Source organism: Gillisia sp. JM1, assembly GCF_000424645.1.
In the GTDB taxonomy this organism is placed as follows: Bacteria; Bacteroidota; Bacteroidia; order Flavobacteriales; family Flavobacteriaceae; genus Gillisia.
Genome location: NZ_AUKH01000007.1, coordinates 442,105 through 456,186 on the forward strand (window position 1 = coordinate 442,105; position 14,082 = coordinate 456,186).

A 14,082-nucleotide genomic window follows, 5' to 3' on the forward strand; every position below is an offset into this window, starting at 1 on the left:
TGCTAGTAACTAAAGTTTAAGATAGAAATGTATTTCAGAATTAAAAAATTTTACATCATCTGTTGAGCTTCCAAGCGGTCTTTTTCATCTGCCTCCAATGCTCGCTGATTATCTCTTAACTTGAAATTTCCGAATTTATAAAGTAAGCCAAATCGGATACTTCTGGACTCTGGCATAGCGAAAAATGAATTATCCTGATTTAAATAATTTGACCGTAATGGTATATTATAGGTATTGAAGATGTCTTCCACGTTTACAGTAGCGCTTAATCTATCATTAAAAAAAGTTTTTCTTAAACCTAAAGAAACTCCATATTGAGGCTCATCGAAATCGTATGACCCTGCAATGAAGTCTGGCGAATATGTTGCTGTCAAATTTCCTGAGAATGAACCATCTTTTGATAAAGTAAGATAATTAGACGCACTTAAATAAACACTTGTTACCTCATTATTTACTTTCTGGTTTTCACTTTCAAAAGCTATAAACTCATTTTTCATTTTAAATATAGAGCTATATATGTACAAGTAGTACCAATCTGTAACATATTCATAATAAGAAATATCGAAACTAAACTGCTGATCATAGATTAAATTATCTGTTACTGATCTCAAAGTTCGATTTTCATTATTTTGAAAAGGAAGAATGGCTGGCGAATCATCTATTTTGTCATAATATAGATCGAAAGACAACTTATTCTTAAATGTATAGTTTAAGCTGATTTTATTAGAAATACCTGGCTTTAAGTTGGGATTACCAACCTGAAAATTATTTTCATTTAAAAAATAACGATACGGATTTAAGCTTTGAAATCTCGGTCTTGTAATCCTTCTGCTATAATCCAAACCAAAAGAATGATTTTCACCCACGCTATGCATTAAATAGAAAGTTGGGAATAATTCGAAATACTCTTGAGTATTCACAGCTCCAAAAGATGCAGAATTTCCTTCAATATCTGTATACTCTCCACGAAGACCCGCTTTTAAACTCCAAGTATCCCAATCCTTGGCAAGACTAACATAACCTGCAAGGATGTTTTCATTATAATCAAATTCATCTGAAAGCGCATCTACAAAATTTCTATTTCCTGTATTTGTATCGAAAAAATCCAATCCGCTTTGAGAATCTATTCCCGAATATTTAGCTCCATATTCAGAATCAAGTCCGGCAATGCTTGAAGTAAAATCTATCTGACCTGTATAAATATCGGTGCTCTGATTGGCAACCGTATAAAAGGAATTGTCACTCAATATGTTTCCCGAAGGAGCGAAATATTGAGTTAAAAGATCCTGAGTTTGGTCGTCTTCATATTTTATATAATTTGCCTGAGCAGAAAATGTGCTTCCATTCTCACCAAGACTGGTCGAGTAGTCTGCATTAAGCAATATGTTGTCTTGATTATTCTCTAATCTACTATCTGTGGTATAAAGTGAATCCAACTGCATTTGCGGATTAAAAATATCTGTTCTCCCGTCAATATCAGAATTAGCCTTTGGAGTGTATAAAATATTTGCACTTAAGCTAAGCTTGCTTTTTTCAGAAAGTGTAAAATCCAGGATTGTACTTAAACTGTGAGATTCCCTTTTGGTTTCTTTATTAAATTCATCTTCCCATCTGGAATTTATTCCTCCTGCTGGATCAAAATAAGTGATGTTTCCCAGATCTGTTTTTACATCGGTCCTGGTGTTGTAGTTGTAACTAGCAAATGCATTCAGCCAATCGGTTTTGTAATAATGGCTGGTCCCTACAGAATATTTTGGTTTAATGGCAATCGTGTTAGAAGCATTAAGGCTTCCTTTATATCCAACAGACAAGTTTTTGGAAGTGATTATATTCAGAATGGATCCTCCTTCTGCATTGTATCTTGCAGGCGGATTAGTAATAACCTCAACCGACTTTACATTTTCTCCTGAAAATCCTTCTAGCAATTGCTGAAGTTCTTGTGAGGTTAAATAAACCTTATTGTCGTTGATATAGACATCTGCAGGCCTGTTCTTGATTAAAAGTTGCCCTTGGCTCACAATTACCCCAGGCGTTCTTTTTAAGATCTCGTAGGAGTTTCCTGAAGAAAGCACCGAGTTTTCCACGTTAAAAGTAATTCTATCTACACTTCTAGAAATGGTAGGTCTTTTTGCAGTAAGGGTAACCTCATCTAGATTTGAAGCCGATTCTACAAGGACTAATTTTCTGAGATTTGTATTCCCTTTGACTTCAATTTTCTTGACGAAATTCTCATATCCAACAAATCTAACTTCCAGAACATATTCGTTATCCTCGACAGCTTCAATTAAAAAACTTCCATCCTCTTCAGATACAGTTCCTTTATAAACAGTTGTAGAATCTGATGCTTGCAAAAGGATCACGTTGGCAAAGGGAACAGCTTTTTGGTTTTCATCTATCATAACTCCTTTTAGGGAATTCTGAGCGTGGGTAGTGAATGACAGTAGGGAGATCAGACAAAAAAGGGGGGTAAAATAAAAATTTTTCATTCTTAGAATTTGGCAGACTTGTTTGAGGATTTGATTGATATAGTGAACAAATATAACATTTCCTATAACATACATGCCAAATTCCAAATGGAATATCTCTTAATTTTAAGTATAAAATTCTAATACAATCTCCTGTGATTTATTCTATAATCGCATCATACAGAATCTGCTGAATATTGGTTCTCGTGTTTAGTTTATAAAGCAAGGTATTGTCTCGAGTAGGTTGCACCCTGTTTGATAGAAAAATGTACAAAAGTTTAGTTTCAGGATCCATCCAAACCATAGTTCCCGTAAATCCAGTATGACCAAAACTAGCATCACTAGCTGAGATTGCAGTATTCCCGTTTATTGAGCGTTCATTTAAAGATGGTTTGTCAAAACCTAAGCCTCTTCTATTCCCGTTCTCGGGAAATTGATATTTCGTGAATTCCTCTAGAGTAGCTTCAGAAATATAGTTCACTTCACCATAAATTCCTTTATTAAGATACATCTGCATCAATTTAGCTACATCATTTGCGTTGGAAAAAAGGCCAGCATTCCCGGAAACACCGCTCATCATTATAGCACCTTCATCATGCACTTTTCCATGAATAGTTCTTTTTCTGAAGAAAAAATCGTTCTCGGTAGGAATAATTTTATCCAGATCATATTTCTTCATTGGATTATAAGTAAGGCTAGTTGAACCTAACTTATCATAGAAATTAGCATCTAAATAACTTGTAAATTCTTCTTTAGATAGGTTTTCAATAATGCTTGGCAACAAATAAAAGGCAAGTCCGGAATAAAGATATTTTTGTTCTTTTTCCAAGTCAGATCTTTTGATCTGCTTAAAGATCTCTTTCTGATAATTCTTAAAAAGCCACATATTTTCAGCGATCTTTACAGGAAATCTTGCCGAAGAATCCTTCTTAATGGTTTTCCATTTATAGGTGCCATTTCTTCTAAGAGTAGTTTCCCAATAAGGGATCCATGATTTAAAGCCTGCTTGATGTGCCAGGATCTTTCTCATGGAAATACCCGACTTATTAGAGTTTTTGAAATAAGGAAGATAGGTGTCTATTCCTGCTTCCAAACTAAATTTCCCTTCATCCTTCAGTTTCATTAAAGCTGGCAGAACAGAAGTTATTTTAGTAACAGATGCAAGATCATATAGATCTGATAATTTCACTTTTGTGGTGTCTGAATAACTTTGGTAACCATAAGCTTTATGAAAAACGACTTTTTGATCTCTTGCTACCAGAATTTGTCCTCCGGGAATAGCCTTTAAATCCATTGCCTGTTGCATCAGGGAATCGATCTTTCTATTTAAAAGTTCGGCATTCATATCAGCATCTTCGGGCAATGTATATTTAAATCTGAGTCCACCAGAAAATGTTAATCCATCACCTTCTATATATTTATTTCCAATACTTACAGGAAGTTTCCCGTTGGCTCCTACTCCACCAAAGATTAATTGCGCTGCTAGGTCTTCTGAATTTTTACTGTCCTGATAAGTAAGTATCAAGGCCGAAGTACTTTCAGCAACCTCAAGATTTGCTAAGGAATAGGGATTCTTGAAAAATGTAAGAATGCTTTTCTTCGTTTCAGCGATAGCTTTCAGAAATGATTGCACTTCTGCAGAGATCTTCATATTGTTTCTAGGATACTTGCTGTCATCATGAATTCCAATGATCACAAGATTGAATGCTGAAATATTATTTTTTACCGAATCCAATTCCGTTTTAGTAGCTTCATAAGGAATGTTGAAATGTTTTATTTCTGAATACAATCCCAAAGTCTTCTGAAACTGATTGTTTGCTTCCCCTCCAACAGATATAGAAGCGATTTTTAAAGAATCAAGTCTTTGTAATGGCAATAGTTCTGACTCATTCCTTAGAACCGTTAAGGAAGCTTCGGTAAGGTTTCTGTTTAAAAGCTCTGCAGAAGAGGAATTGAGATCTTCATCAATATTCTTTATAGCTATTGGCTTGTAATTGTTAAGTCCAACCCATTGTTTTATAGCTAGAATTTTTCTACATCGATCATCGATCTCTTTTTGAGAGATCAATCCTTTCTTAATTGCTTTTTTGATCTCCTGAATTGCTTTTGGAACATCCTCTGTAAATTCCAGAAGATCATTTCCCGCAAGAATTGCATCTTTATCGACAACACCGGGAGAATTATCTTTGGTAACACCTTTCATGTTCATAGCATCGGTAACTATTAATCCTTGAAACCCAAGTTCGTCCTTTAATAAACCCGAAATAATAGGTTTAGAAAGTGTGGATGGAATTCCAGTAGAATCTAAAGCTGGAATGTCCAAATGAGCCACCATAACCCCGCCAATTCCAGCTTTTATGATCTCCCTGAAGGGATATAACTCTGTGTCGTCTAGTCTTGCTCTGGAATGCATTATTCTGGGCAGAGCGTAATGAGAATCGGTATCGGTGTCTCCATGACCAGGAAAGTGTTTGGCCGTTGGTAAGACTCCGTTATCTTGCAAGCCAAGCATATAGGCAATTCCTTTTTCTGCTACTTTCACTTTATTCTCCCCAAACGACCTAAAATTGATCACAGGATTTGCAGCATTATTATTTACATCTACCACAGGGGCAAAATTTAAATGCAGTCCTACCCGCTTAATCTGTTTGGCAACTTCAACTCCCATAGCATAGATCAAACTATCATTTTGAAGGGCACCTAAACTCATCTGAAAAGGATAAATTATAGTACTATCCAAGCGCATCCCAATTCCCCATTCCGCATCTATCGCTCCTAATAATGGCACTTCTGAAGCTGCTTGATATTCATTAATTAGTTTAACCTGACGCACTGGCCCGCCCTGAAAAAAGATAAGACCACCGATCTTTTGTTTCTTTACCAGCTTTAAAATTTCTTGCTTATGTTCCTCTCCTCTATTGGAATAAGCAGCAACCATTATAAGTTGGGCAATTCTTTCTTCTTTGGACAAAGTTGTCATTACAGAATCTACCCATACGCTTTGCGTGAATTTTAAAAATTCAGGTGATTTTATAGAATCCTTTTGGGCATACCCAGAAAGGTTAAAGCAGAAAAATACTAAGCAAAGGAATTTGAAAGATCGCATAGTGATTTACTTTTGGGCATCTATTTTTCCGTAGAGATCACTTTGTGAAAGTCGAATTACTTTTTCGCTGTCCGGCAAAATTCTCTTAGTTCTAAGGTATCTGTTGTAATTATATTCGTCAAAATCTGCAGCAGTGGTATCTGTAGTGCTAATATGTACATTCCCTAAAGAATGAATAAATTGGTTATCACCTATCCACATTCCTACGTGTACCACCTTCTCTGAAGTAGAATCTGTTGCTTTTCTTCCGAAGAATAAAAGGTCTCCGGGAATCAATTTTTCGAAGTTTCTGGTAGAATCAATCAGTTTTCCGGCATGGACTTGTTGAGAAGCATCCCTTGGTAGAACAATTCCATTCAAGAAATAAATAGTTTTAGTGAATCCGCTACAATCTACTCCTTTAGAAGAAGTGCCACCCCATAAATAAGGTAATCCCATCAAAGATCTGGAAGTGTTTACCAAATTTTCTTCGGAAGGATCTAAGGATTTTATCCATTCTGGATATAATTTAGCTTCATCTTTTTTGATAAAAGCAGGAGTTCCTGAAGGATATTTAACCTCATAAAAAGAGCCTTTTTCGCTCACTATTTCTACAACATTTCCTGCAACAAGATCTGAAACTACTTGTGCTTCATCTGAAGCTTCGGTAAAGGAAGATCCAAAAGTATTTGTGAAAATAAGTTTAGGTTTGTTTAACCAGATTTCCATTTCTGAATCCGACATCAATTGGATTCCGCCTTGATCTACCCATGCTAAATATTTGTCCGGTGTTTGCACCAAATACCAATCTCCTTCATGTTTAAGAACATTTAAAGGAGTTCCCATAGTGGCCTGTGTAGCTAATTCTGCAGAGTGTGCCGGATTAGATCGAATATTCGCTACTGAGATCTTAACCACAGCATTTGAGGTGTTCTTAAGCTCACCCTCTGGTAAAAGATGTAAACTATCTATAAATGCAATGTTTTTAGCTGCTAATTGAGACCTTAAGCTATTAACCGCATTGGGAAGATTTGAATCTCCTTTCACGATCAATTTTCCATCCTTTTTATAAGATTCAACTTCAAAAAGAGCTACTCGTTTATCTGGAACATATTCATTTTTTACCTCCAAAATAATAGAATCTGCTTCTGAATTTATTTCCTCTTTCTCCTCCTTTTTATCACAGGAGGTTATTACTAACCCAATTGCCGCTAGTCCAATTACACTTTTTATATATTTTCTCATTTCAAAATTTTCTGTTTGTATTCATTTAAATCCAATTTAATAGACTTTGTCATTCCAGCCTGATTGCCATCGGTAAATCTCTATGAAATGAGATTCTTCTTTGTCATTCCGTTCCGATTGCCATCGGGAGAGGAATCTCGATAAAATGAGATTCTTCTTTGTCATTCCGACGAAGGAGGAATCTCGACACAAAGAGATTCTTCACTCCATTACATTCCGTTCAGAATGACAACTAAAGCAACTCAACTCCTGTTCCATTTCTCTCAGGAAATATAATTTTTCCATTTGCTGATTTGACGCCATCTGCAATGTCATTTTTCAGCAATAGTGCGCCATCCATATCCACATAATCTAGCAAAGGCAATAGTTGTGCTATTGCAGAAATACCCACACTAGATTCGGTCATACAACCCACCATGACTTTCAAATTCAACTTTCTGGCTTCAGAAATCATTCGTAATGCAGGAGTAATTCCGCCGCATTTAGTGAGTTTTATGTTGATGCCATGGAAAAATTCACTGCATTTTACAACATCCTTTTCTACTAAGCAACTTTCATCTGCGATTATAGGTAATACCGAATTTTTAAACACTTCCGGCATCCCTTCATTATTATCTGCAGCTAATGGCTGTTCAATAAACTCAACTTTTAATTCCTTTAATTTTATAGCGTTTTGTATGGTTTCTTCTACTCCCCAGGCACCATTTGCATCTACCCTAAAAGTTGAATCGGTATGTTTTCTTAGTTCCTTAATGATCCTAACATCATCTGTAGTCCCCAGTTTTATTTTATAGACCGGCCAAGGAAACTGACGGATCTTATCGATCATTTTCTCAACAGAATCTATTCCAATGGTATAATTGGTGATCGGAAGATCCTTTAGCTCTAAGCCCCACATTTTGTAAAGAGGTTGGCCGTTCCTTTTTCCATGCAGATCGTGCAGCGCCATATCTAAAGCACATTGTGCAAATGGCTGATCTTTTAATAGCGGATAAGTAAGTTCCCAAAGTTCTTCTGGATTTCGCTGAACATTCTCCTTTAAAATTGGTTCCACCTTTTTAATAGCCGCAATCATTCCTTCTGTAGAAACACCGTAATAAGAAGTGGCAGCAGCTTCGCCATATCCCGTGACATTACCTTCAGAAATAGCGACGATCAAGGTTTCTTGAAAATTTCTAGACCCATGCGAAATGGTAAAAGTGTCCTTTAGTTCCAGATCGAAGGTGAAGAATTCCAGTTTCATAGTTGATTTTTATAACTAGAGTTTTATCTCTTTAAAATCGCTTTCATTTCCTGTTCTTCCAACAGCAGTTACTCCTACTGCCAGTAAAGGAATTTTCTTTCCGTTCTCAATAAGTAGTTTGTCAATGTCTAGATTGGTTTCTTTTCCACTTAATATTTTATATTCCCAGCTTGAAGCATATTTGTAATAAACCACCCAATTTGAGATCTCTTGAGTATCTGCTTTTTCCCATGCTATATTAATTTTTCCTCCTTCAGAAATAATTTGAGTCTTTGGCGCTGCTGGCGATTTTTTGTTCAGCCACGGGCTAGCCGGTATTAAGGCTTCGTTTTTATAAGGACCATCTATTAATCCTTTAGATATTATAGGATATTTAAGCAAAGAACCGATACTCCAGTGAACCGCACCTTTACTATCTGGCAACATGCCTCTTGTAAGCATGATCTGGTTGATGGTTTCATCTACATTCTTGGTATCTCCCCCAAAATCTATATTTATTCCTGGCCATAAATGGCGTTTTTCGGTGTTCTCACTTTCCCACCATCCCAATAACACTGGAAAACTCTGAGCCGTTTGATTTATCTTCCAATACAACTGTGGTGTAAAATAATCTATCCAACCTTTATTCAACCATAACTTGGCATCGGCATATAATTCATTGTATTGATCCAAGCCAGAGATAGATTTTGGAAATCCCGGTCTCCAGATTCCAAACGGACTTATTCCAAATTTAACCTCCGGTTTTTCAGCTTTAATATCTTTATAGATACGCTCTACAAAACCATTTACTTCATCTCTTCTCCAATCTGGCTTAGTAAGCTTTCCGCCTGTTTTTAAATAAGCTTGGTAACTTTCTGAATCCGGGAAATCCTGTCCTTTATTATAAGATGCATAAGGATAGAAATAATCGTCGAAATGAATTCCGTCTATATCATATCTTTTAACGATATCCATAACCACAGCAGCAGAATGATCTTGTGTTGTCTGTTTGGAAGGATCCATCCACCACATTCCGTTCTTTAAACTCACCATAAATTCCGGATGCATTTTTACCGTAGATTTTGGACCAACTACTCCACCTGTAGAATGATGTGCACGATATGGGTTTAACCAAACATGTAATTCCATCCCGCGATTATGGGCTTCGTTCACCCAAAATTCCAAGGGATCGTAATATGGATCCGGAGCTTTTCCTTGTTCCCCAGATAAAAAGAAAGACCAAGGTTCTAAATCACTTTTATATAAGGCGTCTGCCTGAGGCCTTGCCTGAAAGATCACTGCATTAAAATTATGATCCTTTAAATAATCTAAAAGAGCGAGTGCTTCTTTTTGTTGTTGTGCGGTAGAAAGTCCAGATTTACTTGGCCAGTTAATATTGGCAACTGTAGCAACCCATGCTGCTCTAAATTCGCGCATTGCAGTTGGCCCTTTGCGGTCTTTAAGTTCTGCAATTGGTTCTTCAATTTCCGGTTTCTCTATAATTTCTACGGAATGAATTGGTCGTTCGGGAACGTTCTTATTTAATACTTCCGGAACTTCATGTTTCGGTTTTTCCGGAGTTTTTGTAACGGCTTTTTTGGCTGAACAAGCTGAAAGTAGCGTCAGACTCACAAATAGAAGCGCAAGAATGATTTTATTTCTACGCATAGTTTTTATTGGGGTTATAAGTGAATTTTTGAAGTCTTCTTAAAGTAAAAACTACTAAAGAGTTCCAACTATTTTAAAGCTCATTTTTATGTTTTTTAAGCACCTCTCGAACATTCTTATGCTCTTGAAGCATTTTTGCAGCCAATTGCTCTTCCACATTCAGCTCTGCCATGATCATTCTAATTCCGCGATCTACCAACTTACTATTAGAAAGCTGCATATCTACCATTTTATTGCCTTTTACCTTGCCTAATTTTATCATGACTGCAGTAGAGATCATGTTTAAAACCAATTTTTGGGAGGTTCCAGATTTCATTCTGGTGCTACCGGTAACAAACTCAGGGCCTACTACAATTTCTAATGGATATTCTACAGCCTTGGATAATGCCGAATCTGCATTATTGGTGATACACGCAGTTACAAGTCCGTTCTTTCTAGCTTCTTTTACACCTCCTATTACATAAGGAGTGCTTCCAGAAGCTGCAATACCAAGCAAGACGTCATTCTCATTAATATTGAATCTCTGAAGATCTTTCCAGGCCTGTTCTTGATCATCCTCTGCATTTTCTACCGCTTTTCGTAGTGCTCCATCGCCACCTGCAATTAAACCGATAATTACATTATCTGAAACTCCAAATGTTGGCGGGCATTCTGAGGCATCTAATACTCCTAACCTTCCGCTGGTTCCTGCTCCAATGTAGAAAAGTCGGCCATTGTGCTTGGAGATCTTATCCACTATCACATTAACCACTTCTTCGATCTTCGTGATAATCTTTTCTATGGCTTGGGGAACTTTTTTGTCTTCAGCATTCATGTTCTTCAGCAATGCTGAAGTGCTCATTTTTTCCAGATCCTCGTAATTAGAACTCTGCTCTGTGGTCTTCTGATTCATGGGTTTTATTTCAATAGTCAAATTTAATCTCTTCTAATTTTATATCCAGAGGTCGCGAAGAATAATATGAACAAATAACAAGGGATCACTACCCAATAGGCCTCTTGCGGAGAAGAAAGATCTGCGAAATATCCATAAACCAATGGCATAATAGCTCCACCGGCAATTGCCATGATTAAAAACGAAGAGCCAACTTTAGTAAATCTCCCTAATCCTGAAATTGACATTGGCCAAATTGCCGGCCAAACCAAAGCATTTGCAATACCCAATAATGAGATGCACAATACTGATATAAATCCATCGGTGAATATGGCAGCAAGCCCAAGTACTAATCCGATAATTGCAGAGATCTTCAATGCTTTTTCTTGAGATAGATATTTAGGAATACAAAGAATCCCTATTAAATATCCAACCAACATAGCGATTAAGGTGTATGTAGTAAAGAATTTCGCATTTGCAAAAGATATTCCTTGAGCCACCCCATAAATAATCACGGTGTCCCCGGCAATCACCTCTACTCCTACATATAAGAATAGTGCCAATGCTCCCAATAATAAATGTGGGAATTGAAAAATACTTGTTTTTTTACTATTGGTATTTGCCAGTTCTTCATCTTCCTGATCTGTATCTACTTCAGGTAAAGTTGAGAAATAGATCAAAATTGCCAGAACAATTAGTACTGCCATCATCACTAAATATGGAAAGATCACTCTTTCTGAAAGCAGATCCAGTTCTACTATTTTTTGTGCTGTCGGCATAGTTTTAAGGTTCTCTACCAAAGCATCCACGTCTTTTAATGCGATAGCTCCAAGAATAATTGGAGCTATAGAACCAGCTACTTTATTACAAATTCCCATAATGCTTATCCGCTTTGCTGCACTTTCTATAGGTCCAAGAATGGTTACATATGGATTAGCAGCCGTTTGAAGTATTGCCAAACCTGTTCCTTGAACGAACAAGCCTAACAAGAACAATTCATAAGTACGAGAATAAGCTGCAGGCACAAAAATCAGCGATCCAACTGCCATTACCAGCAGACCCAGAGACATTCCTTTTTTGAAACCCGTAATTTTTAAGATCCAGGCTGAAGGTAATGCCATTACCAAATAGGCGATATAAAATGCGAAGGTCACTAAATAAGCTTCAGAATAATTTAACTCGCATGCAATTTGTAAATAGGGAATAAGCACCGAATTCAACCAGGTTACAAACCCGAAAATGAAAAACAAAGCACCGATAATAAATATAGATTTGTTTGTACCGGAGGATTTATTTACTTCAACAGGATTGGCAATAATAGGGTCTTTCATGTATAGAATTGTTGCTGCTATTTAGCTATTTCTTCAGAAAATTTCGGTTTTAAAAGAATTCTTTTAAAAATTAAACCAAGATATACATTTCAAGCAGAAAGCTTAAAATCAATCTGTTTAATTTCCGAAGAAAAAAGACCAGAGTGAATATTTCATAAAATACAATCTGCCAGAAGACTGCTATTTATCTATTTAAGATAAATTCTTTAATGGTTTCTAAAAAAACTATATTTGTAAGCTTAAATAAGATTGCCAATTACAGGCAATACCTACTCTGAAATTGACTCATGAAGAACATACGTAACTTTTGTATAATTGCACATATAGATCACGGAAAAAGTACTCTGGCAGATAGATTGCTTGAATTTACTGGATCTGTGACCGATCGTGAAAGTCAGGCCCAATTACTGGACAGTATGGACTTGGAACGTGAACGCGGAATAACTATCAAGAGTCACGCGATCCAAATGAATTATACCTATAAAGGAGAAGAGTATGTATTAAATCTTATTGATACTCCGGGACACGTTGATTTCTCTTATGAGGTATCTCGATCTATCGCCGCCTGTGAGGGCGCATTACTAATTGTAGATGCAGCACAGAGTATCCAGGCACAAACTATTTCTAACTTGTATTTGGCATTAGAGAACGATCTGGAAATTATTCCGGTACTTAATAAAGTGGATCTTCCAAGTGCAAATATAGAAGTGGTAACAGATGATATAGTCGAATTATTAGGATGTGAAGTAGAAGATGTAATTCCTGCCAGCGCAAAAACCGGGATTGGGATTGAAGAGATCCTTTCAGCAATTATAGAAAAGATTCCTGCGCCAACAGGGAAAATAGATGCTCCGCTTAGAGCTTTGATCTTCGATTCTGTTTACAATCCTTTTAGAGGGGTAGAAACTTACTTTAGAGTTATAAATGGTAGCATTAAAAAAGGCCAACACATAAAATTCGTTGCCACAGGAAAGGATTATTTTGCAGATGAAGTTGGTACCTTAAGATTGAAACAGGAACCAAAGAAAGAAATTTGTGCAGGGGATGTAGGATATTTAATTACTGGGATTAAAGAAGCTCGTGAAATAAAAGTAGGAGATACTATTACTGATGCAAAAAATCCAACTACTGAAGCCGTTGCAGGATTTGAAGATGTAAAACCAATGGTTTTTGCGGGAATTTATCCTGTAGATACCGAAGATTATGAAGATTTGCGTTCTTCTATGGAAAAACTGCAATTAAATGATGCTTCCTTAGTATTTATCCCAGAAAGCTCTGCAGCTCTAGGTTTTGGGTTTAGATGTGGATTCTTAGGAATGCTTCACCTAGAAATCATTCAAGAAAGATTAGAGCGTGAATTTGATATGACAGTTATTACGACTGTTCCTAACGTATCTTATCATGCATTTACTCATAAAAATCCCGAAGTAAAGATCCTGGTAAACAACCCAACAGATCTTCCAGATCCTTCAAGTTTAAATAGAGTAGAAGAACCTTATATAAAAGCTAGCATCATTACAAAATCTGATTTTGTAGGGTCTATAATGTCTTTATGTATTGATAAACGAGGACAGATTACCAATCAAAACTATCTTACTCCTGAACGAGTAGAACTAACTTTTGATATGCCCTTAGCAGAGATCGTTTTCGATTTTTATGATAGGCTAAAAACTGTTTCTAAAGGATATGCTTCTTTCGATTATTCCCCAATAGGAATGAGAGCATCTAAACTTGTAAAGGTAGATGTCTTGCTTAACGGAAGTATTGTTGACGCACTTTCTGCATTATTACATGCAGATAACGCTTATGATATTGGTAAGAAAATGTGTGAAAAGTTAAGGGAATTAATCCCAAGACAACAATTTGATATCCCTATACAGGCCGCTATTGGTGCAAAAATCATTTCCAGAGAAACCGTTAAAGCATTGAGAAAAGATGTTACCGCAAAATGTTATGGTGGTGATATTTCCAGAAAGAGAAAGTTATTGGAAAAACAGAAAAAGGGTAAAAAACGCATGAGATTGGTAGGTAACGTAGAGATTCCTCAAGAGGCATTTATGGCTGTTCTTAAACTGAACGATTAATACGCTGAAATATCCTCCTTACGCAAAGAAAATAAAAATAAACGCTGAGAGCATACTCCAATTTATCAATTACCATGGAGCAAGTTCATGAGATATTTAAAAACCCCAACA

The 14,082-nt window shown here is 36.4% G+C and carries 8 protein-coding genes; 1 reads left to right on the plus strand and 7 read right to left on the minus strand.

What is annotated here, in order from left to right; all coding sequences use genetic code 11:
* Positions 1–50 precede the first annotated feature (50 nt).
* The 7 genes from H033_RS0102010 to H033_RS0102040 all read right to left on the minus strand — a co-directional run bounded on the left by H033_RS0102010 (position 51) and on the right by H033_RS0102040 (position 11,887).
* Positions 51–2,486, minus strand: a complete 2,436-nt coding sequence (locus H033_RS0102010; protein WP_026836838.1) for an outer membrane beta-barrel protein — start codon at positions 2,484–2,486, stop codon at positions 51–53.
* Positions 2,487–2,625: 139 nt separating this feature from the next.
* Positions 2,626–5,571 carry a glycoside hydrolase family 3 N-terminal domain-containing protein gene (locus H033_RS0102015; RefSeq protein WP_026836839.1) on the minus strand — a complete coding sequence of 982 codons (2,946 nt, stop codon included), beginning with the start codon at positions 5,569–5,571 and terminating at the stop codon, positions 2,626–2,628.
* A gap of 6 nt (positions 5,572–5,577) precedes the next feature.
* Positions 5,578–6,795 (minus strand): C40 family peptidase, encoded by a 1,218-nt coding sequence (locus tag H033_RS0102020; protein ID WP_034886008.1) that lies wholly within the window; start codon positions 6,793–6,795, stop codon positions 5,578–5,580.
* 232 nt (positions 6,796–7,027) lie between these two features.
* Complete coding sequence (locus H033_RS0102025) at positions 7,028–8,038, minus strand: dipeptide epimerase (protein ID WP_026836841.1); 1,011 nt, start codon at positions 8,036–8,038, stop codon at positions 7,028–7,030.
* 15 nt (positions 8,039–8,053) lie between these two features.
* Positions 8,054–9,685: a glycoside hydrolase family 10 protein gene (locus H033_RS0102030; RefSeq protein ID WP_026836842.1), complete on the minus strand. Its 1,632-nt coding sequence runs from the start codon at positions 9,683–9,685 to the stop codon at positions 8,054–8,056.
* A gap of 73 nt (positions 9,686–9,758) precedes the next feature.
* Complete coding sequence (murQ, locus tag H033_RS0102035; protein ID WP_026836843.1) at positions 9,759–10,577, minus strand: N-acetylmuramic acid 6-phosphate etherase; 819 nt, start codon at positions 10,575–10,577, stop codon at positions 9,759–9,761.
* Between the two features lie 23 nt (positions 10,578–10,600).
* Positions 10,601–11,887, minus strand: coding sequence for a sugar MFS transporter (locus tag H033_RS0102040; RefSeq protein WP_026836844.1), 1,287 nt, complete (start codon positions 11,885–11,887; stop codon positions 10,601–10,603).
* A gap of 287 nt (positions 11,888–12,174) precedes the next feature.
* Between H033_RS0102040 and lepA the strand changes: the two genes are divergently transcribed.
* Positions 12,175–13,971, plus strand: coding sequence for a translation elongation factor 4 (gene lepA, locus H033_RS0102045; RefSeq protein WP_026836845.1), 1,797 nt, complete (start codon positions 12,175–12,177; stop codon positions 13,969–13,971).
* The last annotated feature ends 111 nt before the right edge of the window (positions 13,972–14,082 follow it).